A 21,718-nucleotide genomic window follows, 5' to 3' on the forward strand; every position below is an offset into this window, starting at 1 on the left:
CTTTTATTGACAGCAGAAAAGAACCCACCTAGGTTCCCGGCCATGCCCTCGATCCCTCCGGGGGAGGCGTTCCCGGCCCACACCCCGGCCGCCTCCCAGATCTTCACCACCGTCCTGTGCCACGGTCCGCTCACCCGCACCGGGATCGCCAAGCGGGCCGGACTGTCGGCGGCCGCGGTCACCAAGGCGGTCCGGCCGCTGATCGAGGCCGGCTACCTCGTCGAGGACGTGGACGAGGAAGCGCGTCCCTCCCTGGGGCGACCGGCCAACCCCGTGCGGGTGGACGGCGGCCGGGCGCTGTTCATCGGCCTCAAGATCACCGGGGACGAGATCATCGGCGTGCTCACCGACCTGTGCTGCCGGATCCGTACCTCCCGCCACATGCCGCTGGCCGCCCCCGACCCCAGGGCCGTCCTGGCGTCGGCGGCGGCGCTCGTACACGAACTGCTCGCGGAGGCGGACGGTTTCGGGGTCCCCGTCAGTGGCCTGGGCATCGCGGTCTCCGGTGACGTGGACCGGGCCGGTGGCGTGGTGCGCTACTCGCCCTTCCTCGACTGGCGCGACATCCCGCTGGCCGAGCTGGCGCGGATGACCACGGGCCTGCCCGTCACCGTCGACAACGACGTCAGGGCGCTCACCGTCGCAGAGCAGTGGTTCGGCGCCGGGGTGGGCCTGTCCGACTTCGCCGTGGTGACGGTCGGTGCCGGCATCGGCTGCGGTCTCGTCGTGCACGGACGGGTGGTCTCCGGCGCGTACGGGGTCGCCGGTGAGATCGGGCACCTGTCCATCGACCCGGCGGGGCCGCTGTGCCACTGCGGCAACCGCGGCTGTGTGGAGGCGATCGCCGCGGACCCGGCGATCGTCCGCGCGGTCAGCGAGGCGACGGGCACCCCCGTGGCCGACGCCGCCGAGGCATTGCGACTGGCCCACGGCGGCGACCCGGGGGCCAGGGAGGTGTACGCGCGGGCCGGAGAGGCGATCGGACGGGCCATCGGATCGGTGGCCAACCTCTTCGGCCCGGAGCGCGTGATCATCTCGGGCGAGGGCCTGGTGGCCCACGACCTGTTCGCCGACCAGATCCTCGAGGCGTTCGCCGCCTCCGCCTTCGGCACCGCCGGGCAGTGCGACCTGCGGACCCGGCCGCTGCCCTTCGAGGAGTGGGCGCGCGGGGCCGCGGCCACCGCGATCCAGTCCTTCATCAGATCAGACACGTTCTAGGAGTAGCGATGACGCTGCAGAGCCGCACCGTCCTGACCGCGCGTCAGCCAAGCCGCCGCACCGTGGTCGGCGGGCTGTTCGGGCTCGGAGCCGCGGCGCTTGCCGCCCCCGTCCTCACCGCCTGCGGCGGGGGAGCGGCGGCCGACCCCAAGACGGTGAGCTTCGGGTCCAACGGGGCCGACGCCACGCCCAAGTCCGCCTACGCCGCGGTGACCAAGGCCTTCGCCAAGGAGAGCGGCCTGACGGTCAAGACCAACACCGTCGACCACGACAGCTTCCAGAAGAGCATCTCCAGCTACCTGCAGGGCACCCCGGACGACGTCTTCACCTGGTTCGCCGGCTACCGCATGCAGTACTTCGCCAAGAAGGGCCTCGCCACCCCCCTCGACGACGTGTGGGAGAAGATAGGCGGCGGCTTCAGCGAGGCCACCAAGCAGCTCTCCCGTGGCGAGGACGGCAAGTTCTACTTCGTCCCGCTGTACAACTACCCCTGGGGCGTCTTCTACCGGAAGAGCCTGTTCAAGGAGCGCGGCTACACCGTCCCCCGCACCTGGTCCGAGTTCACCGCGCTCGCCAAGCGGATGAAGAAGGACGGCCTCTCCCCGATCGCCTCCGGCTACGGCGGCGGCGACGCCTGGAGCATCCTCGGCGCCTTCGACTACCTCAACCTGAGGGCCAACGGATACGAGTTCCACATGTCGCTGATGCGCGGCGAGGTCTCCTGGACCGACAAGCGCGCCGCCACCACCCTCGACCTGTGGCGCGAGATCAGCCCGTACTACCAGCAGGGCGCCGGCGGGCGCTCGTGGCAGGACGCGGCCCAGTCGCTGCTGGACAAGAAGTCCGGCATGGCGGTCATCGGCCTCTTCCTCGGCCAGCAGGTCTCCGACGAGGCGCTCCGCGCCGACATCGACTTCTTCCCCTTCCCCGAGATCGACCCGGCCAACGGGCAGGACGCCGTCGAGGCGCCCACGGACGGCTTCATGCTCAGCCGCCGCCCCAAGAACGAGAAGGGCGCCAAGCAGCTCCTTGAGTTCCTCGGCAGCGCCAAGGCCGAGAGCCTCTACATGGGCGTCGACCCCAGCAACGTGGCCGTCAACGCCCAGGCCGACACGGGCTCCTACAACCCGCTGCAGAAGAAGTCGGCCGAACTCATCGCCTCCGCCAAGCACATCACCCAGTTCGCCGACCGCGACAGCGACCCCGGCTTCATCTCCACGGTCGTCCTGCCCGGACTCACCCAGTGGCTCGGCCACCCGGACGACGGCTCGGCCCTGCTGAAGCGCATCGAGTCGCAGCGCTCGCGCTTCTTCACCTCCTGACCGGACCGGGAAGGTTCACCGTGCCCTCCGCGTCCCCCACCGCACCCCCCGCCCCCGGGCCGAAGGCCCCCGACACCGGGACGCCCCGGCGCCGCCCCCGCCGGCTCGGCGGCGGTGACCGGCTCTTCCTCGCGGTCGTCGTCGGCGTGCCGCTCCTCGCCCTCCTGGTCTTCGTCTGGCTGCCCGCACTGGCCTCCATGGGCCTGTCGTTCACCAGCTGGGACGGCATCCACCTGTCCGACATCCACTGGGTCGGGGTCGACAACTACCACCAGATCCTCACCAACTACCCGCCGTTCTGGCCGGCGGTGCGGCACAACGTCATCTGGATGGTCTTCACGGCGCTGCTGCCCACCCCGTTCGGGATCTTCCTCGCCTATCAGCTCGACCGGAAGCTCCGCTTCACCCGGGTCTACCAGACGGCGATCTTCCTGCCGATGGTGCTCTCCCTGGCCGTGGTCGGCCTCATCTGGGAGATCATCTACAACCCCGACACGGGCCTGCTGGACGGCATCGTGGGCGCGGTGTCCCCCGGCCACCACATCGACTGGCTGGGGGACCCCGACCTGAACCTGTGGGCCGTCCTGGTCGCCTCGGCCTGGCGGCACACCGGCTACATCATGATCCTGTACCTGGCCGGGCTGAAGGGCTTCGACCCGGCCCTGAAGGAGGCCGCCGCCCTCGACGGCGCCAACGGCCGCCAGACCTTCCTGAAGGTGGTCTTCCCCGCCCTCAAGCCGGTCAACGTCATCATCCTGGTCGTCACCGTCATCGAGTCCCTGCGGGCCTTCGACGTCGTCTACGTGCTCGGCGGCGGCGTCGGCAGCAAGCCCGGCATGGAACTGCTGTCGCTGCTGATCACCGACAACATCATCGGCGAGTCCAGCCACATCGGTTACGGCTCCGCCCTCGCGGTCGTCCTGCTCCTGGTCTCCCTCGCCGCCATCGGGACCTTCCTCGTCCAGAACTTCCGCAAGGAGGACCGGTGACCACGACCGCCACCGCGCCCGTCACCCCGGCCCGCCCCCGCCACGAGCCGCCGCCCGGCGGCGCCGCGTCCAACCCCCCGCGGCAGACCGGCAGGCACCTGATGCTCGCCACGATCGCACTGCTGTGGCTGCTGCCGCTGCTGTGGGCCGTCTACACCTCGCTGCGCCCCTACGCGGACACCAGCAAGCACGGCTACCTGTCCTGGCCGCGCGGCATCAGTCTGCAGAACTACACCGACGCCTGGAACCAGTCCGGCATGCCGCACTTCTTCTGGAACTCGGTCCTGATCACCGTCCCCTCCGTCCTGGGCACCCTGCTGTTCTCCGCGGCGGTCGCCTTCTTCGTCTCCCGCTTCGACTTCCGCTGGAACATCGCGCTGCTGATGCTCTTCACCGCGGGCAACCTGCTGCCCGCGCAGGTGCTCATCACCCCGCTCTACCGGCTCTACCTGCTGGTCCCGCTGCCGGCGTGGATGAGCGACTCCCTGCTCCTGTACAACTCGACCTGGGGCATCATCGCCATCCACATCGCCTACCAGTGCGGCTTCTGCACCTTCGTGCTGAGCAACTACATGAAGACGATCCCGGGGGAGATCACCGAGGCCGCCCTCGTCGACGGCGCCCAGGTGTGGCGGCAGTTCTTCCAGATCGTCCTGCCGCTGTGCCGGCCGGCCTTCGCCGCGCTGGCCACCCTGGAGTCGATCTGGATCTACAACGACTTCTTCTGGCCGCTCGCCCTCATCGAGACGGGCGACAAACGCCCCATCACCTCCGCCCTGGCCAATCTGCAGGGCCAGTACTTCACCAACCCCAACCTCATCGCCGCCGGTGCCCTGATGACCGCCGTGCCCACCCTGCTGGTGTACTTCGCGCTGCAGCGGCAGTTCATCAGCGGCCTGACCATCGGCTCGGGCAAGGGCTGACGCCTCAAGGCCCGGGACACCCACCCGCACCGCAACCGCCGTACCCCATCCCAGGAGGTCCGACCCATGAGGTCACCCTCGCGCTCCACCCTGCCCTCGACCGCCGCCAGGACACTGCTCGTCCTGGCCCTCACCGCCGGCGTGTCGGCCGCCGTCCCCGCCGCCCAGGCGACCGGCCCCGGAAGCGTGGCCGCAGCCCCCGCCGCCTCGCACACCACCGCGCACCAGGTCGCCGCCAAGCCCTACATGGGCTGGTCGAGTTGGAGCATGCAGTCCTCGAAGTACCCCGGACTCAACCCCACCGGGGACTACAGCTACCTCACCGAGGCGAACGTCCTCAAGCAGGCCGACGCCATGGCCGCCAAGCTGAAGAAGTACGGCTACAGCTACGTCAACCTCGACGCCGGCTGGTGGCGCGACCAGTCCTGGAAGCCCGAGTTCGACGCGTACGGCCGGCAGACCCCCGACCCCGAGCGCTTCCCGCGCGGCATGAAGGCGGTAGCCGACCACATCCACGCCAAGGGCCTCAAGGCCGGCATCTACCTGCCCGTCGGCCTGGAGAAGGAGGGGTACGGCGACGGCAAGGTGCCGATCTGGAACACCCCCGACTGCACCACCGCCGACATCGTCTACGACGACCTGCGCACCACCAACGGCTGGGACAGCTCCTACAAGATCGACTTCTCGAACCCCTGCGCGCAGAAGTACGTCGACTCGCAGGCGCGGATGCTGGCCGACTGGGGCTACGACTTCCTGAAGATCGACGGCGTCGGTCCCGGGTCCTTCAAGAGCGGCGACAACTACGACAACCGCGCCGACATCGCCGCCTGGCAGAAGGCCATCGCCGCCACCGGGCGCCCCATCCACCTCGAGCTGTCCTGGTCGCTGGACATCGGCCACGTCGCCGACTGGAAGAAGTACTCCAACGGCTGGCGCATCGACACCGACGTCGAGTGCTACTGCGACACCCTCGTCAGCTGGGAGAACTCGGTCGACGACCGCTTCGACGACGCCGCCGCCTGGAGCCGGCACGGCGGTCCCGGCGGCTGGAACGACCTCGACTCCCTCGACGTCGGCAACGGGCCCATGGACGGCCTCACCAAGGCCGAGCGGCAGACCTACATGACGCTCTGGGCCATCGCCAAGTCCCCGCTCTACACCGGTGACGACCTCACCCGCCTCGACGACTACGGGCTGTCCCTGCTGACCAACCGCGAGGTCATCGCCCTCAACCAGTCCAGCACCCCGCCGGCCCGCCCCGTCACCCCCTCCGACGGACAGCAGGTCTGGGCCGCGAAGAACGCCGACGGGAGCTACACCGTCGCCCTGTTCAACCTCGGCGACGCCCCCGCCGCCGTGACCGCGGACTGGACCTCACTGGGCTTCTCCGGCCGCGCCTTCGTCCGCGACGTGTGGAACCACGAGAACCTCGGCACGTACAAGGACAAGGTCACCAAGTCCCTCCCCGCGCACGGCTCACGCCTGTTCACCGTCACCCCGCACGGCCCCGCCCAGCCCACGACCGGATACGAGGCCGAGGCCCCGGGCAACACCCTGTCCGGCAACGCCTCGCTGGCCGACTGCGGCGCCTGCTCCGGCGGCCGCAAGGCCGGCAACCTCTACCTCGGGGGCTCGCTCCGCTTCAACGACGTCGTGGTGAGCAAGCCCGGCACCTACATGGTCAAGGTCGCCTACGTGAGCGGCGACGCGCGCACGGTCCAGGTCTCCGCCAACGGCGGCGGTGCCACCGGCCACAAGTTCCCCTCCACGGGCGACTGGGGCACCGTCGAGACGGTCAGCCTCCCCGTCACGCTCGAGGCGGGAGCCAACACCATCACCTTCGACAGCGGCTCCTCGTACGCCCCGGACATCGACCGGATCGATGTGCCCAAGTTGTCCTGACCCCCGTGGGGCCCGGCGAACGCCGGGCCCCACGGGGCCGGAGGACGGGACGGGCCGGCAGACACGGACGGGGGAGCGCGTATCTGCCGACCCACCGTCACCATAGGGCCCTCAAGGGGGCCGCCGCCCACGCATCGGGGATGTCCGCCGGTTTCGGCCACGAACCCGGCCGGGAGCCGCCACCCCCTTTCCGCCGTGCCCTGCGTGCCTCACACGCGGGCGGCGGAGCGCAGGTCATGGTCGAAGGCGCGAATGTCCTCGGCCGTGAGGGTGGTGCGGGTGCGGGCGACCGCCTGCAGGTAGTCCTCGGTGCGGTGTGTCAGGTCCGCCGCGGTGCGCGGGTCCGTCGCCAGGTGCCGCTCGAAGGCGGTCTGCGCGGCGGCCTGAGCCGCGTACTCGATGTCCGCCGGGGTGAAGCGGTCGCTGGCCTCGACGAGTGCGTCCAGGTCGATGTCCGCCACCCGGTCCGGCCCGATGTAGCGGATCCAGATGGCCCGGCGGGCCGCGGCGTCGGGCGGGCCGACCGGGATCAGGAAGTCGAAGCGGCCCGGCCGCAGGAAGGCCGGGTCCAGCGAGCGCACCGCGTTGGTCGCGCAGATCAGCAGCCGGCGCTCGCCGCGCCGGAACTGCGGGATGAGCTTGAGCAACTCGTTGGTCACCCGGTGGGCCAGCGTGGACGGGTCCTGCCGCTCCGAGGCGATCTCCTCCGCCTCGTCGAAGAAGAGCACCACCTGCTCAAGGTGCTCGACCCGGGCGAAGAGCCGCCGCAGCCCGTCCGCCACGCCGTGCGCGTCCTCGGCCAGCTGGTACGGCAGCACCTCGATGAACGGCCATGCCAGCCGGGAGGCCACGGCCTTGGCGAAGGTCGTCTTGCCCGTGCCCGGCGGACCGAACAGGACCACCGCACGCGGCGGCACCAGGTGGTAGCGCTCCGCCACCTCCGGGTTCTCCAGCGGCAGCACCAGCCGTCGTTCGATCAGTGTCTTCTCCGCGGCCATGCCCGCGATGCGGTCCCACAGGCCCCCCTCCGGAACCACGCCGCCGAGCTGGTCGAGCAGCGTGGCCTGCGCGGAGTCGGCGGACAGCACCTTCTCGAAGTAGCCCAGCCCCGGGCGGAAGGAGTAACCGGAGTTCCTGAACGCCTGCTCACCGACCTCGCCCGCGGGAAGCAGCGCCCCGATCCGGCGCACCCCCACCTGGCCGAGGCTGTCCTCCAGGGCGGCCAGCAGCGCCGAACCCACCCCGTGGTGCCGCCACTGGCGGGCGATGGCCAGCCGCAGCACCCAGGCCCGCTCCTGGGCCGTCGAGGACACCGCCGAGCCCACGACGCGGTCGCCGACCATCGCCACCACGGCCGGCGCCCGCGCGCGCAGCGCCCCGACCACCTCCGCCAGCGTCACCGCGGGGTCCTCGGCCGTGTCGCGCGACTCCTCCCAGATGCGCACGACCTGGTCCAGGTCACCCTCCTCCAGATCACGAACCCGCCAAGGCGTCATCGCGCTCACCTCCCGACCATTCTGGCCCAGGCGGCGCCTGAGCGCTCAGCCGGCGGGGCGGCCGGCCTCCTCCTCCGCACGCGCGGGCGGGGCGTCGGCCTGGCGGAGTTCGGCGAGCAGTTCGGTCTGGCCCGCGAGGAGTTCGGTGAGGATGCGGCGGGCCGCGCGCAGGAGTTCGGCGACGTCCCCGCCGGCGAGGGCGTAGCTGACGGTGGAGCCCTCGCGTATCGACACCACGATGCCGGACCGGCGCAGCACCGCGAGCTGCTGCGACAGATTGGAGGGTTCGATCTCGATCTCGTTCAGCAGGTCCCGCACCGGCACCGGGCCGTTCTGGAGCAGCTCCAGGACCCGGATCCGCACGGGGTGCCCGAGCATGCGGAAGAACTCCGCCTTGGCCTGGTACAGGGGTACCTGCATCGTCCGATCGCTCCTGCCCGGTTTCCGACGGCCTTCCCGCGTCGCGCCGGCGGCCGCTCCCGCTGCCGCCGGCGCGACGCCGCGTCCAATCCTTCCCCCTCCGGGGCACGTGCGCCGGCGTGCTTGTGCGCATCAGGATGTGCCGAATTGAAGGATTCTTCAATTCCCGGGCACACGAAGCCCCGGACCCGGACGGGCGGCTACAGCTCGAGATCGGCCTCGATGCGCCTGAGGCGGTGCCGGGCCATCGCGAGGTTGGCGTTGCGCCGGTCGAGCACGAGGTAGAGGAACAGGCCGTTGCCGTCCCGGCTCTTGAGCAGCCGGATGAGGTGGTACTGCGTGTCCAAGGTGATCAGGACGTCCTCGATCTCCTCCTTGAGCCCGAGTTCCTTCATCGTGCGGGCCTTGGCCCGGATCACGTCGGTGTTGCCGGCGGCCGCGACGGTCAGGTCGAGGTCCTTGCCGCCTCCGATCGTGCCCAGCGCCATGCCGCTGGTGTAGTCGACCAGGGCAGCGCCCACACTGCCCTCGATCGATGTCATCGTCTCCTTGAGGGAGGTCTCCACATTCGCCATCGGCGTTCGCTCCTAGCCGTCGCTCTCCGGCGGCCGCGCCTTCGCGCGCCGCCGCCCCGGTTGGTGACGGAGAAGCTACTGAACGTGACGATTCCTGTGAGGGAATCACCAATGCGGGGGAACGGCCCGGGCGGCCCCGGGTAGGATGCGCCGCTCCCTGTGGTCAGCGCCCCCCGTCGGCGATCAGCTCGCCGAGGACGTGCCGAGCGATCGACGCCATCCGCTCCTGGGTGCCCTGGTAGTGGCGCAGCTCCATCAGCGCGATCGACAGCGCCCAGCCGCGGCCACGCGCCCAGGTCGCGTCGTCGGTGCCCAGCGCCGCACGGAACGCGCCACGGGCCGAGGCGGGCAGCACATACCACGCGGCGATGGTGTCGACGGCGGGATCACCGAGCCCCGCGCACCCGAAGTCGATGACCGCGCAGAGCCGTCCGCCCGCCACCAGAAGGTTGCCGGGCTGCAGATCCGCGTGCACCCAGACCGGCGGCCCCTGCGGTCCCGGAGCCGCCAGCGCGGCCTCCCACACCGCGCCTGCCGCCGCCGCGTCGACCTCGTCGCGCAGCGCGTCGATCGCGGACCGCGTCGCGCCGTCGCGCGCCGCGAGGGGCTCGCTGCGGTACGCCGGTGGCGCGTCGGTGGGGTCGGCGCGCCGCAGGGCGGTCACGAAGGCCGCCACGTCGCGGGCGAGCGCTACGGGTTCGGTGAGACGCCCGGCGGAGGGGTTCTCGCCCTCCAGCCAGCCGTACACCGACCACGGCCACGGGTAGCCGTCGACGGGAGCCCCCTTGCCGAGGGGCGCGGGGACGGACGCGGGAAGCCCCGGCGCGAGCCGCGGCAGCCACCGGTGCTCCTTGTCCACGTCGCCGGCGGCACCCGCCGTCCTGGGCAGACGTACGACCATGTCGGTGCCCAGGCGGTACATGACGTTGGAGGTGCCGGCCGATCCGGTGGGGGAGAGGGGCAGGTCCGCCCAGTGGGGGAACCGCGCCTGCAGCAGCCGGCGTACCAGCGCCACGTCGATCCCGGTCTGGTCGCCGCTCAGGGTGCGTGGGGGCATGTCCGCCTTCCGGAGTTGGTCTCGCCGGACCATGCTTAGCAGTACCGGGGCGTGGACGGCACCGGATTTCCGCGGAGGCGGGAGCCACGGGTGGGGGATGTCCGGGCCATGGGCTTGGATGTGCGCGTGACCGTTCACGACGTTGCCCCTCTCCTGCCCTCCATCGCCGAACTGCGCGACCACTGCCGTGCCCTGGCGATGCTCGACGCGATCCTCAGCCCCGAATGGGAGATGCGCCACCACTCCTTCGACGCCGCGTGGGACACGGGAGAGGAGATGGCCTCCCTTCGTGACGGGTCCGGCGACGAGTACGCGATCGTCTTCTCCGCCGCCGGGGCCTTCGTGCGCGGCTTCGACCACGAGTCCCCCGTCAGCCCCTACGGCTCGGAGGATCACGAGCCGTGGCCGGGTGTCGTCGACGAGGTCCCCGAGGCGTTCCGGCCGTATGTCGAGGAGCCGGCGTTCTGCGACGAGGACGGCGTGCCGGTCGCGACCGTCTGCCTGTGGCGCGGGGCGGGGGACGATGCGTGGCGGCACGGCTCCGTCGACCTGCCGGAGGACCGCGCGGACGCCGACGGCGCGACGTATCTGTTCGGGCTGCTGACCGACCGTTCCCCCGAGGCGTTCCGGGCTTTCGCCGAGGACTCCTACGAAGTGCCGGTGGACCTGGAGGCCGTACGCCACGTGTACGCGCTGCGACCGCTCACCGCGGAGGTCGTCGCGACGCTGAACGCCGAGGTCACGCTGCGGCAACTGGCAAAGGACATCGCCGGCATCGGCTATCCGCGGGACGCCGCCTGACGATCCGCCGTGCCGGAGGCGCCCCGCGCGACGTCCCGCGGCGCGTCGGGCGGGTCCCCGCGGCCCGGACGCCGGCACGGGCGTCGGGCGGCGCACCTCCCGTACCCGTACGACGAGGACGGGCTGATGGTGCGCCAGGGCGGCGGGCGGCAACAGGCTTCCCCTCCGGCGCCGCGGCCACGAACCCCCGCGTGGTGGCGTCACCCCGTGCCCGTGAGGCCGTCGTCCGTGGTGAGCGGGGCCAGGACGGTCTCCTGGCGGGGGCAGATCATTTCGCGGGGGCGAAGACCCGCTGGGCGGCGACCGCCGCGCCGCCGCGCGCCCATTCCTCGAAGGGCAGCGGACGCACCACGAGGTCGCAGTCGGCCGCGGCCCCGAAGGCATGGTCGGCGAAGGTCTGCCGGATCTGGTCGGCGAACAGGTCGTAGGAGGCCACGCCCTCGCCGGAGATGATGATGCGTTCCGGGCCGATCAGGTTGGCCACCGACGCCATGGCGAGGCCCATCACGTGTCCGGCGCGGGAGAAGACCGCGCGGACGGCGGCGTTGTCGGCATGGGCGAGCCGCACCGCCTGCTCCATGGTGAGTGCCGGGTCGCCGGTCGCCTGACGGGCCTGCTCGGTGATGGCGTCTGTGGAGGCCACGGTCTCCACACAGCCGGTGTTGCCGCAGGTGCAGACCCGGTCGGTGCCGCCCACCGGCAGGTGCCCCACCTCGCCGGACACCCCATGGGCCCCCGACACCACCCGGCCGCCGATGGACAGCCCGCAGCCGATGCCGGCGCCCACCGTGACCAGGGCGAACGAGGACAGTCCCACCCCGGCGCCGAACCACTGCTCGGCGACGGTCAGTGCGCGCACATCGTTCTCGATCAGCGTGGGGATGCCGGACGCCGACTCGATCAGCTGGGCGAGCGGCACCCGGCGCCAGTTGAGGAACGGCGAGAACTGCACCGTGCCGGTCTGCCCGTCCACGTCGCCGGAGATCGTGACGCCGGCGCTGTGGACGGCGCCGTCCTCCTCCACTCCCGCGGCGGCGCGCAGTTGCGTGATGAGCCGGGCGATCGCCAGCACCACGGTCCCGACGTCGCGGGAGTCCAGTGCGGCGCGCCGGGATGCCAGCGGCCGGGCGGTCAGGTCGGTCAGCACGCCGATCAGTTCGTCGTCGGTCACCTTCACGCCGACGAACCGCGCGCGGTCGGCGCGCACGGCCATCGGCGTCGCGGGCCGGCCGCTGGCCCGCTCACCGGCCGGCCTGCCGAGTTCGGTGATCCAGCCGTCGGCCAGCAGGGGAGTGGCGGCCTTGGTCACCGCGCCCGCCGACAGCCCCGTGCGCCGCCCGATCTCGGCCCGGGTGAGCGGTCCGTGGACGAGCAGGGTCTGGAAGACCAGGACGGCGGCGGGGGGCTGGTCGGCGAGGCTCATGCCCGGACCATACCTTTCCAGCGGAAAGTAAGGAAGGGGTCCAGTCAGGGCAGTCATCCCATCTTTCGGTGCGCTATTCAGGGATCCGATGAAGGTTTTCCCGCGATGGGCTGCGGCTCGGTGCGGTAGACATCGGATTTTTGCCGGGGAATATGTTGACGCTGGAAGGAAAGCCTGGCTACATTCGCCGCACTCCTCGGCGGGGGCGGACGAACCGCCCCCGCCGAGGAGCGCGACCGGAGCCTCCCCCGGTCGCGGTAAGCCCGCCCTCGGTGGTGTTCCGGGACGACCGCCACCGAGGGACGTCCCCTGCCTCCCGTACCCCTGCCCACTCGAAGCGGACGCCGTCGCGCCGGGATGGAGTGCCCCATGGCTCGTTCAGCTCTACTCGCACGTCTCAGATGGCCCGTGACAGGCAGGCGTGGCGGCCTGCGCGGGGCCGCCGTGCCCGCGCTCGTCGCCACCGCGCTCGCCACGGCCCTGGCCGTACCCGCCGCCGCGTCGCCCGCCGCGCCCGGGGCACCCGCGTCCGAGGCGTCCCCGGCCGGCACCCCCGGCTCCGAGGCCACCCCCGCGGTGGCCGCCAAGCCCTACATGGGGTGGAGCAGCTGGAGCCTGGAGTCCACCAACTTCCCCGGCTACGGCGGTTCCTGGCTCACCGAGTCCCATGTGCTGCGGCAGGCCGACATCCTGGCCTCGAAGCTGAAGCGGCACGGCTACGAGTACGTCAACGTCGACGCCGGCTGGAACGTCGGCAGCGAGACGAACAAGAGCCTCTCCGATGAGTACGGCCGCCCCGTCTCCGACCCGGTGAAGTTCCCGCACGGCATGAAATACCTCGGCGACCAACTGCACGCCAGGGGTCTGAAGTTCGGCCTCTACCTGGCGGTCGGCCTGTACATCGACACGTACAACGACGGCAGGACGCCGATCCATGACGCCCCGGGGTGCACGACCAAGGACATCGTCTACCCCGACCTGCGCAAGACCAGCGGCTGGGACAACGTCTCCTACCAGCTGAACTTCGCCAGCCCGTGCACCGAGAAGTACATCCAGTCCGTGGCCGACCAACTGGCTTCTTGGGGTGTGGACTTCCTGAAGATCGACGGCGTCGGACCCGGCTCCAACCAGGGCGACGCGGCGCACGACAACGTCCCCGACATCCGGGCCTGGCACGCCGCGCTGGAGCGCACCGGCCGCCCCATCCAGTTCATCCTGTCCTGGTCGCTCAGCCACGACAAGGCAGACGTCTGGAAGGAGAACTCCAACGGCTGGCGCATCGACACCGACGTCGAGTGCTACTGCGACACTCTGGTGACCTGGAACAACTCGGTCAAGCAGCGGTGGAACGACGTCGTCCCGTGGATCGACGAGGCCGGGCCGGGGCACTGGAACAACCTCGACTCCCTCGACGTCGGTGCCGGCCCGCTCGACGGCCTCAACGAGGTGGAGCGGCAGAGCCACATGACGCTCTGGGCCATCGAGAGCGCCCCGCTCTACATCGGCGACGACCTCACCCACCTCGACCCGTACGGTCTGTCGCTGCTCACCAACGACGAGGTCATCGCCGTCGACCAGTCCGGCAACCCGGCCAGGCCGCTCAGCCAGGACACCCCGCAGCAGGTCTGGTACGCCCGCAACGCCGACGGCAGCTACACGGTGGCCCTGTTCAACCTCGGCAAGGGCTACTCCGACGTGACCGCGGACTGGAGCGAGCTGGGCATCAGCGGCAGGCCCGCCGTCCGTGACCTGTGGAGCCGCAAGAACCTCGGCACGTTCGGCGACGGCTTCACCGACAACCTGCCCCCGCACGGCTCCCGGCTGCTGCGCGTCACCCCGGCGAAGGTGACCGGAGAGCCCGGTGTCCCGCTCGGCGTGCACGCCACCGCCTCCACGGCCGGCAGCGTCTCGCTCGCCTGGCAGCCGGTCAACACCGGCACCGCCACCACCGGCTACGACGTGTACGCCGACGGCGCGAAGGTCGCCACGGTCGGCGGCACCGCCGCCACCGTCACCGGGCTGCACGCCGCCACCGGCTACGCGTTCACCGTGGCCGCCCACGACGCCCGCGGCGTCACGTCCGCACCGAGCAAGGCCGTCTCCCTCACCACCCCCGCCGCCGACGGGCCCACCGCCTACGAGGCCGAGGCGTCCGGCAACCCCCGCACCGGCAACGCCAGCGTGAGCGACTGCTCCCGCTGCTCCGGCGGCAAGAAGGTCGGCAACCTGGGCGGTGACGCCTCCGTGACGATCAACGACGTGACGGCGCCGAAGGACGGCACCTACCTGATGAAGCTGGACTTCACCGACGGCTCCTCGGGCCGCACGGCCGTGGTCACCGTCAACGGCGCCTCCTTCCAGCTTCCGCTGCACGGCGGCAACGACAACGACTGGGGCCGTCCGCGGTCGGTCACCGTGCCCGTCCACCTGAAGGCCGGGGCCAACACGATCGCCTTCGGCAACCCGTCCGACTACGTGTCCGACATCGACAAGATCACCGTCTGACCGACGCCGGCCCGGCGTCGGGACACCGTCCCCCCCCGCTCGACCCGACACATGTGAAGGAGAGTGCCGTGGTGGTCACATCGCAGGGCAACCACACGACGCCGGTGGCACCACCGTCCGGCGCAGCCGGTACGGGGGCCACCACGGCCTCTTCCCTCCCGCAGTCCCGCGGACCCCTGAACGTCCGCAAGGACACCGGCGGCCGTCGGCCCCGGCGCGTGACCGCGACCCGGTCCGCGGCGGCCCGGCGGCGGGACCTGCCGGTCGCGCTGCTGCTGATCCTGCCCGCCGTGGTCGGGTTCGCGATCTTCTACGCCTACCCGACCCTGCGCGGCATCTACCTGGGCTTCACCGAGTTCCACGTCCTCACCCCGCCGCGCTGGGTGGGACTGGCCAACTTCCACGAGATGCTCGGCGACGGGGTCTTCTGGCACTCCCTCCTGGTCACCCTCTGGTTCGTGGTCCTGTCCGTCGTCTTCGGCACGCTGATCTCCCTGGTGACCGCGGTGGTGCTGCACCGCGTCACCGGCTCCTCGCTGTTGCGCGGCGTGATGCTGCTGCCGTTCCTGATCTCCAACGTGATCGCCGCGCTGGTGTGGCAGTGGATGCTCGACCCGCACCTCGGCGTCGTCAACATCGTGCTCGACCACGTCATCGGCCACCCGGTGCTCTTCCTCGGCAGCGGCCCCTGGGCCATCCCCTCGCTCGCCGCGATCAGCGTGTGGAAGTGGATGGGCTACTACTCCCTGCTGATCTTCGCCGGGCTGCAGACCATCCCGTCCACCATCTACGAGGCCGGCCGGGTGGACGGCGCGAGCGAGTTCCAGATGTTCCGCCGCCTCACCGTGCCGCTGCTGCGGCCGATCCTCGTGATGGTGGTCGTCCTGACGGTGATCAACGCCTTCCAGGTCTTCGACATCGTCGCCGTCACCACCCGGGGCGGACCCGCCAACGCCTCGAACGTGCTGCAGATGTACATCTACGACAAGGCCTTCCGCCAGTTCGACTTCGGCTACGCGGCGACCATGTCGCTGGCCCTGTTCGCCTTGCTCATCACGGTCACCTTCACCCAGCTCCGGCTCGCGCGGGCCGACGAATCCGACCTGAACTGAAGGAGGCCCCCGATGACGCTCCCCCTCGCATCCCGTACGCCGAGCGTGCGGCGCCCCCGCGCCCGCAAGGCGACCCCCGGCCGGATCGCGGCCTGGGCCTACCTCGGCCTCGTCTCACTGGTAACGCTCTTCCCCTTCTACTGGATCGTGCGCACCGCGCTGTCCAACAACTACCGGCTGGCCACCGACCCCTCGTCCCCACTGCCCGTCGGCTTCACCTTCGGCGCCTTCAAGCGGGCGCTGGGCCTGGCCTCGATCGCCGAGGCCCAGGCACAGGGCGGCTCGGGCGCGTCCCTCGACATCGCGCTGTACCTGCGCAACTCGGTGATCTACGCGTCGGTGCAGACCGTGCTCATCGTGCTGTTCTCCGCCTGCGCGGCCTACGCCTTCTCACGACTGCACTGGCGTGGTCGCAACCTGGTGTTCGGCATCCTCATCAGCGCGCTGATGGTTCCGGGCGTCTTCACGCTGCTGCCGAACTTCGTGTCCGTCAAGGACCTCGGCCTCACCAACACCTTCGCCGGTCTCATCCTGCCCGGCGGGCTCTTCCAGGCGTTCACGGTGTTCTTCCTGCGGCAGTTCATGCTCGGCCTGAGCAGCGAGATCGAGGAGGCCGCGATCATCGACGGCGCGGGACCACTGAGGATCTTCTACCGCGTCATCCTGCCGATGTCGGCGGCGCCGATCGCCACCGTGTCGCTGCTGATGTTCGTCAACGCCTGGAACGACTACATGTGGCCGCTGCTGGTCACCAACGACCCCGCGGTGCAGCCGCTGACGCTCGCGCTCGGCGTGTTCAAGCAGTCCTCACCGCAGGCCGCCCCCGACTGGGCCGGACTGATGGCCGCGGCCCTCATCGCGGCGCTGCCGATGCTGCTGCTGTTCCTCGCCTTCGGCAAGCGGATCGTCAACTCCATCGGCTTCTCCGGGCTCAAGTGACCGCGCCCGCACACCAGGACGGCACCCCATGAACTCCACTGACCTGCTGCTCGGCTGGCCCGCGCCCGCGGCCGACTGGAACGAGGCGGCACCGGTCGGCAACGGCCGGCTCGGCGCGATGGTCTTCGGCGGTACCCACCGCTCCCGGATCCAGATCAACGACTCCACTGTGTGGTCGGGAACCCCCGGCGGTCCCGCGAAGGCGCTCGCCGACGCCGTCGCCGCCGGCGCCGGCCCGGAGCGCCTCGCGGAGGTCCGCGAAACGCTCCGCGCCGGCGAACCGCACCGTGCCGAGGAACTCCTGATGGCCTTCGAGGGCCCGTACAGCCAGGAGTACCTGCCCTACGCCGACCTGTGGCTGACCGTGCGCGGCGGCCAGGACGCCACCTACCGGGGCCGCACCCTCAACCTCGACAGCGGGATCGCCGCGGACGCCTTCCGCCTGCCCTCCGGGACCTCGGTCAGCCGCCGGACCTGGGCCGACGCCACCACCGGGACCCTGTGCACCGACCTGGCCGCGCGGGACGGCATCGTGGACCTGCTGCTGGAGCTCACCACCCCCCTGCGGGAGGCGCACCGCGCCGTCGGCCCCGAGGGGGTCCGCCTCGGCGTGGAGATCCCCGTCGACGGGGCACCCGCCCACGAACCGGACGTCCCCGAGCCGTTGCGGTACGCGGACGGCCCCGTCGACGGCTACGACCCCTTCGGTGCGCTCGCCCTGCGCGTGGCCACCGACGGAGAGGTCACCGCCGAGGGCGGAGCCCTCCGCGTCACCGGCGCCACCCGGCTCCTCGCGGTGGTGGCGAGCTCCACCGAGGCGCTGCGCCACTGGCGCGGCCTCGACACCCCGGCCGGCCGCGCAGCGCACCTCGCCGCCGCCGCGGACAGCGCCGCCCGGGCGGCCGAACGCGGCACCGAGGACCTGCTCACGGCACACGAGACCGACCTGCGCGCACTCCTGGGTGGCACCTCGCTGCGCATCGGAGCGCGCCGCACGGGCACCCACGACGTGGCCCGCGACCTCCTCTCCGGCGAGGACGAACTCCTCACCGCCACGGTGCTGTTCCAGCTCGGCCGCTACCTCCTGGCCGCCGCCTCCCGCCCGCACGCCGGCCCGCCCGCCAACCTCCAGGGCATCTGGAACGCCGACCCGCGCCCCGCCTGGTCGTCCAACTACACGATCAACGTCAACACCCAGATGAACTACTGGGGCGCGGAGGCCGCCGGCCTCGGCCCCTGCCACGAGCCGCTGTTCGACCTCCTGGACCGCGTCGCCGCGCACGGCGGGGACGTCGCCGAGCAGCTGTACGGCGCACGCGGCTGGGTCGCCCACCACAACACCGACATGTGGGGCTGGGCGCTGCCCGTCGGCATGGGCCACGGCGCCGCGTCCTGGGCCATCTGGCAGATGGGCGGTGCCTGGCTCGCCCAGCACCTGTGGGACCACTGGGAGTTCACCCAGGACACCGCCTTCCTGCGCGAACGCGCCTGGCCGCTGCTCAGCGGCTGCGCCGAGTTCCTGCTCGACTGGCTGGTGGACGACGGCACCGGGCGGCTGGGCACCCTCCCCTCCACGTCGCCGGAGAACCACTACCTCACCCCCGACGGCTCCATGGCCTCGCTGACCCGATCCTCCGCGATGGACATGGCGCTCACCCGGGCCGTCCTCGAACGCACCCAGCGCACGGCCGCGCTCCTCGGCATCGACACCCCGCTGGGCAGCCGCATCACCGCCGCGCTGCCGCGCCTGCACCCGCTCCGGATCGCCGCGGGCGGCTGGCTCCAGGAGTGGGCCGACGACCTCCCAGAACAGGACCCCCACCACCGCCACCTCTCCCAGCTGGTCACCGTCCACCCACTCGGCCAGGTCGGCCCGGACCGCACCCCGGAGCTCGCGGCCGCCGCCGCGGCCCTGCTGGACCGGCGCGGTCCCGGTGCGATGGGCTGGTCCTGGGCCTGGAAGACCGCCCTGCGCGCCCGGCTGCGCGACGCCGCGACGGCCCGCTCGCTCCTCCTGGAGGCGAGCCGGCCGCTCACCGGCGACCCGGACACCGACGCGCCCGTCGACGGTTCGCGGTGGGGCGGTCTGCTCCCCAACCTGTTCTCCAGCCACCCGCCGTTCCAGATCGACGGCAACTACGGCCTCATGGCCGCGGTCACCGAGATGGTGCTGCAGAGCCACGACGGTACCGTCCACCTGCTGCCCGCGCTCCCCGCGCAGTGGCGTGAGGGCGAGGCCACCGGCCTGCGCTGCCGCGGCGGCCTGGCGGCCGACTTCACCTGGCACGACGGAGCCCTCACCTCCCTGACACTGCGCCGGCTCGCCGGGGACGACACCGAGCCGGTGACGGTCCGCCACGGCGACCGCACCGCCCGGGTACGTGTCGCCGCCGGCACCGCCGTGACCCTCGGTGCCGACCTCACCACGCGGGAGGAGGCCCGGCCGTGCTGACCGAGGACGACGTCCCCGAACTGTGGGCCTACCGCAGCGGCTACCGCGAGCCCGCCGACTTCGACGCCTTCTGGAAGGACACCCTCGACGCCGCCCGCGTCCACGAGGCACGGCTCGAACTCACCCCGGTCGACACCGACCTGGAGACCGTGGACGTCCACGACGCCGTCTTCCCCGGCTTCGGCGGCCACCCGGTCCACGGCTGGCTGCGGCTGCCGCGCCACCGCAGCGGCCCCCTGCCCGCCGTCGTGCAGTTCCACGGCTACGGCAGCGGACGCGGCGCCCCCGTCGAGGACCTGCTGTGGGCCTCCGCCGGCTACGCCCACCTGCTGGTGGACACCCGCGGTCAGGGCGGTGCCTGGGCGGGCGGCGGCGCCACCGGCGACCCGGTCGGCAGCGGCCCTTCGCACCCCGGTTTCCTCACCCGCGGCATCGAGGACAAGGACACCTACGTCTACCGCCGTGTCTTCACCGACGCCGTCCGCGCCGTCGAGGCCCTGCGCACCTCGCCGCACGCCGACCCCGACCGCGTCGCGGTGACCGGCCCGAGCCAGGGCGGTGGCATCGCCCTGGCCGTCTCGGGGCTCGTCCCCGGACTGCGCGCGGCGCACTTCCAGGCGCCCTTCCTGTGCGACATCCGGCAGGCCACCCGGCTCACCGGCGAGCAGCCGTACGCGGAGCTCATCGGCTACCTCGCCGCCCGCCGGGACCGGGTCGAGCAGACCTTCCGGACCCTCGGCTACTTCGACGGCCTCGCCTTCGCGCGCCGCGCCACCGCGCCCGCCTGGTTCTCCGCCGGACTGCGCGACGAGGTCTGCCCGCCGGCCACCACCCTCGCTGCCTACCACCGCTACGGCGGGCCGAAGCAGATGCGGCTGTGGGAGTTCAACGGCCACGACGCCGGCGGCCCCGAGGACCTGGTCATCACCCTGAGTGCCTTCCGCGCGCTCCTCAAGACGTCGTCCCACCACCCTCACCTGGAACCGTCCCGAAAGAAGGAACCATGAGAATTCGCAGAGTCGTCGCGCTCGGGGCCACGCTCACCCTCGCCGCGCTGCTGTCCGCCTGCTCCTCCGGCTCGGACTCCGCGGGCGGTTCGAAGACCGTCAACTGGTGGACCTGGGACGACAAGCAGGCCGCCGCCTACAAGACCTGCGCCACGGACTTCGAGAAGGCCAACCCCGGCACGACCGTCAAGATCTCGCAGTACAACGTCGACGACTACTTCACCAAGCTGACCGCCGGCTTCGTCGCGGGCAACGCCCCCGACGCCTTCCAGAACAGCGTCCAGTTCTTCCAGGCATACGCGAGCCAGCACCAGCTGCTGCCGATGGACGACTTCATCGCCAAGGACAAGTTCGACCTGTCCCGCTTCTCCGTCGGCGTGAACGCCTGGAAGTTCACCGACGGCAAGCAGTACGCGCTGCCGCTGGACTGGGCCGCGGCCGGCCTCTACTACGACCAGGACGCCCTGACCAAGGCCGGCTACAGCAAGAGCGACATCGACTCCGTGACGTGGAACCCCGACGACGGCGGCGAGTTCGGCAAGATGATCGCCCATCTCACCGTCGACGAGAAGGGACGCCGCGGCGACGAGCGCGGCTTCGACAAGGCCCACGTCAAGACCTTCGGCTTCGGCCAGATCGCGGCGAAGGACTTCATCGGCCAGACCTCCTGGAGCCCGTTCGCCTCCAGCACCGGGTGGCGGCTCGGCGACAAGGAGAGCTGGCCGACCGTCTTCGACTACGGCGACCCGCGGCTGGTGAAGACGCTCAAGTGGGCGCGCTCCCTGACGGAGAGGGGCTACGCGCCGAAGATCGGCGAGTTCACCTCCAGCGTCAGCGACGTCGACCTGCTCTCCTCCCACAAGGTGGCCATGGAGATCGGCGGTTCCTGGTCCGCCTCCACCTTCGCCAAGGTCCCCGGCGTCAGGACCGGCATCGCCGCGCCCCCGTACGGCCCCGACGGCAAGACCCGCGCCGTGATGAGCAACTCCAACGGCAACAACATCTGGGCGGGCACCAAGAACCCCGAGCTGACCTGGAAGTGGGTCTCCTACATGGGCTCCGAGGACTGCCAGTCCAAGGCCTCGCGCACCGGCTCGTTCTTCCCGTCCATCCCGGCCTCCATGGACGCCGCGACGAAGGCCCTGGCCGCCGACGGGGTCGACCTGTCGGTGTTCACCAGCATGCTGAAGGACGAGGTCCTGTACCCCTCCCCGGTCTACGGCAACGGCGCCGCCGTGCAGGACGCGCTGAACCCGCTCTTCGAGGCCTACTTCGCCGGGCAGAAGGACGACTCCGTCTTCGCGGACATGCAGAACCGGAGCAGGACCCTCCTCGCGAAGAACTGAGCCACCGGCAGCGAACCGAACCCCCGCCGCCGCACGTGTCCCCACCCGGGGCCGTCCGGCGGCGGGGCACACCGAAAGGACTCCCCCCATCGCAGACAGCACCGCGCGGATCGTCGCGCCGCGTGCGCCGGCACCGCATGCGTCGTAGAACTCACCGAGCCGGTGCCCAGGATCCTCCACTGGGGAGCCTGCCCCGGCCCGCTGTCCGTGGACGACCAGGCCGCCCCCAGC

17 protein-coding genes are annotated in these 21,718 nt (G+C 71.4%); 12 read left to right on the top strand and 5 right to left on the bottom strand.

Going from position 1 to position 21,718, the window contains the following annotated elements; all coding sequences use genetic code 11:
* Positions 1–42 precede the first annotated feature (42 nt).
* The 5 genes from ACRWNP_RS17415 to ACRWNP_RS17435 all read left to right on the top strand — a co-directional run bounded on the left by ACRWNP_RS17415 (position 43) and on the right by ACRWNP_RS17435 (position 6,354).
* Positions 43–1,218: an ROK family transcriptional regulator gene (locus ACRWNP_RS17415; protein ID WP_431962237.1), complete on the top strand. Its 1,176-nt coding sequence runs from the start codon at positions 43–45 to the stop codon at positions 1,216–1,218.
* An 8-nt stretch (positions 1,219–1,226) separates the two neighbouring features.
* Positions 1,227–2,540 (top strand): ABC transporter substrate-binding protein, encoded by a 1,314-nt coding sequence (locus tag ACRWNP_RS17420; protein WP_431962239.1) that lies wholly within the window; start codon positions 1,227–1,229, stop codon positions 2,538–2,540.
* Positions 2,541–2,560: 20 nt separating this feature from the next.
* Positions 2,561–3,529: a carbohydrate ABC transporter permease gene (locus ACRWNP_RS17425; protein ID WP_431962241.1), complete on the top strand. Its 969-nt coding sequence runs from the start codon at positions 2,561–2,563 to the stop codon at positions 3,527–3,529.
* Positions 3,526–4,452, top strand: a complete 927-nt coding sequence (locus ACRWNP_RS17430; protein ID WP_431962243.1) for a carbohydrate ABC transporter permease — start codon at positions 3,526–3,528, stop codon at positions 4,450–4,452. The genes ACRWNP_RS17425 and ACRWNP_RS17430 overlap by 4 nt, the downstream gene beginning before the upstream one ends.
* Positions 4,453–4,518: 66 nt before the next feature.
* Positions 4,519–6,354 (top strand): alpha-galactosidase D, encoded by a 1,836-nt coding sequence (locus ACRWNP_RS17435; RefSeq protein ID WP_431962245.1) that lies wholly within the window; start codon positions 4,519–4,521, stop codon positions 6,352–6,354.
* A gap of 209 nt (positions 6,355–6,563) precedes the next feature.
* On the opposite strand, the gene ACRWNP_RS17440 is transcribed toward ACRWNP_RS17435, so the two are convergent.
* From ACRWNP_RS17440 to ACRWNP_RS17455, 4 genes are all read right to left on the bottom strand, one after another.
* Positions 6,564–7,850, bottom strand: coding sequence for an ATP-binding protein (locus ACRWNP_RS17440; RefSeq protein ID WP_431962247.1), 1,287 nt, complete (start codon positions 7,848–7,850; stop codon positions 6,564–6,566).
* 45 nt (positions 7,851–7,895) lie between these two features.
* Entirely contained in the window at positions 7,896–8,270 is a 375-nt protein-coding gene (locus ACRWNP_RS17445; RefSeq protein ID WP_431962249.1) for an ArsR/SmtB family transcription factor, read from the bottom strand.
* 200 nt (positions 8,271–8,470) lie between these two features.
* Positions 8,471–8,845, bottom strand: a complete 375-nt coding sequence (locus ACRWNP_RS17450; protein WP_431962251.1) for a hypothetical protein — start codon at positions 8,843–8,845, stop codon at positions 8,471–8,473.
* 163 nt (positions 8,846–9,008) lie between these two features.
* Positions 9,009–9,902 (bottom strand): aminoglycoside phosphotransferase family protein, encoded by an 894-nt coding sequence (locus ACRWNP_RS17455; RefSeq protein ID WP_431962253.1) that lies wholly within the window; start codon positions 9,900–9,902, stop codon positions 9,009–9,011.
* Between the two features lie 108 nt (positions 9,903–10,010).
* Between ACRWNP_RS17455 and ACRWNP_RS17460 the strand changes: the two genes are divergently transcribed.
* A complete protein-coding gene (locus ACRWNP_RS17460; protein WP_431962255.1) occupies positions 10,011–10,703 on the top strand; it encodes a hypothetical protein in 693 nt (230 codons plus the stop codon).
* A 268-nt stretch (positions 10,704–10,971) separates the two neighbouring features.
* Here the strand turns inward: ACRWNP_RS17460 and ACRWNP_RS17465 are convergent, their stop codons facing one another.
* A complete protein-coding gene (locus tag ACRWNP_RS17465; RefSeq protein ID WP_431962257.1) occupies positions 10,972–12,126 on the bottom strand; it encodes an ROK family protein in 1,155 nt (384 codons plus the stop codon).
* 408 nt (positions 12,127–12,534) lie between these two features.
* On the opposite strand from ACRWNP_RS17465, the gene ACRWNP_RS17470 reads away from it, so the two are divergent.
* The 6 genes from ACRWNP_RS17470 (at position 12,535) to ACRWNP_RS17495 (ending at position 21,487) form a co-directional block, all read left to right on the top strand.
* Positions 12,535–14,631, top strand: a complete 2,097-nt coding sequence (locus ACRWNP_RS17470; protein WP_431962259.1) for a fibronectin type III domain-containing protein — start codon at positions 12,535–12,537, stop codon at positions 14,629–14,631.
* 68 nt (positions 14,632–14,699) lie between these two features.
* The gene (locus ACRWNP_RS17475) at positions 14,700–15,743 is read left to right on the top strand and encodes a carbohydrate ABC transporter permease (RefSeq protein WP_431962261.1); all 1,044 of its coding nucleotides are present in this window, start codon (positions 14,700–14,702) and stop codon (positions 15,741–15,743) included.
* Positions 15,744–15,755: 12 nt separating this feature from the next.
* Complete coding sequence (locus ACRWNP_RS17480; protein WP_431962263.1) at positions 15,756–16,682, top strand: carbohydrate ABC transporter permease; 927 nt, start codon at positions 15,756–15,758, stop codon at positions 16,680–16,682.
* Between the two features lie 28 nt (positions 16,683–16,710).
* Positions 16,711–19,134, top strand: coding sequence for a glycosyl hydrolase family 95 catalytic domain-containing protein (locus ACRWNP_RS17485; RefSeq protein WP_431962265.1), 2,424 nt, complete (start codon positions 16,711–16,713; stop codon positions 19,132–19,134).
* Positions 19,128–20,141: an acetylxylan esterase gene (locus ACRWNP_RS17490; RefSeq protein ID WP_431962267.1), complete on the top strand. Its 1,014-nt coding sequence runs from the start codon at positions 19,128–19,130 to the stop codon at positions 20,139–20,141. Before ACRWNP_RS17485 ends, ACRWNP_RS17490 begins: the two co-directional genes overlap by 7 nt.
* Positions 20,138–21,487, top strand: coding sequence for an ABC transporter substrate-binding protein (locus tag ACRWNP_RS17495; RefSeq protein ID WP_431962269.1), 1,350 nt, complete (start codon positions 20,138–20,140; stop codon positions 21,485–21,487). Before ACRWNP_RS17490 ends, ACRWNP_RS17495 begins: the two co-directional genes overlap by 4 nt.
* Positions 21,488–21,718 lie beyond the last annotated feature (231 nt).

This window comes from Actinacidiphila sp. bgisy160 (genome assembly GCF_965342435.1).
In the GTDB taxonomy this organism is placed as follows: Bacteria; Actinomycetota; Actinomycetes; order Streptomycetales; family Streptomycetaceae; genus Actinacidiphila.

Coding starts and splice junctions, on each gene's coding strand:
- ACRWNP_RS17415 (WP_431962237.1), top strand. CDS start 43: ATGCCCTCGATCCCTCCGGGGGAGGCGTTCCCGGCCCACACCCCGGCC.
- ACRWNP_RS17420 (WP_431962239.1), top strand. CDS start 1,227: ATGACGCTGCAGAGCCGCACCGTCCTGACCGCGCGTCAGCCAAGCCGC.
- ACRWNP_RS17435 (WP_431962245.1), top strand. CDS start 4,519: ATGAGGTCACCCTCGCGCTCCACCCTGCCCTCGACCGCCGCCAGGACA.
- ACRWNP_RS17440 (WP_431962247.1), bottom strand. CDS start 7,850: ATGACGCCTTGGCGGGTTCGTGATCTGGAGGAGGGTGACCTGGACCAG.
- ACRWNP_RS17445 (WP_431962249.1), bottom strand. CDS start 8,270: ATGCAGGTACCCCTGTACCAGGCCAAGGCGGAGTTCTTCCGCATGCTC.
- ACRWNP_RS17450 (WP_431962251.1), bottom strand. CDS start 8,845: ATGGCGAATGTGGAGACCTCCCTCAAGGAGACGATGACATCGATCGAG.
- ACRWNP_RS17455 (WP_431962253.1), bottom strand. CDS start 9,902: ATGCCCCCACGCACCCTGAGCGGCGACCAGACCGGGATCGACGTGGCG.
- ACRWNP_RS17460 (WP_431962255.1), top strand. CDS start 10,011: ATGGGCTTGGATGTGCGCGTGACCGTTCACGACGTTGCCCCTCTCCTG.
- ACRWNP_RS17465 (WP_431962257.1), bottom strand. CDS start 12,126: ATGAGCCTCGCCGACCAGCCCCCCGCCGCCGTCCTGGTCTTCCAGACC.
- ACRWNP_RS17480 (WP_431962263.1), top strand. CDS start 15,756: ATGACGCTCCCCCTCGCATCCCGTACGCCGAGCGTGCGGCGCCCCCGC.
- ACRWNP_RS17485 (WP_431962265.1), top strand. CDS start 16,711: ATGAACTCCACTGACCTGCTGCTCGGCTGGCCCGCGCCCGCGGCCGAC.
- ACRWNP_RS17495 (WP_431962269.1), top strand. CDS start 20,138: ATGAGAATTCGCAGAGTCGTCGCGCTCGGGGCCACGCTCACCCTCGCC.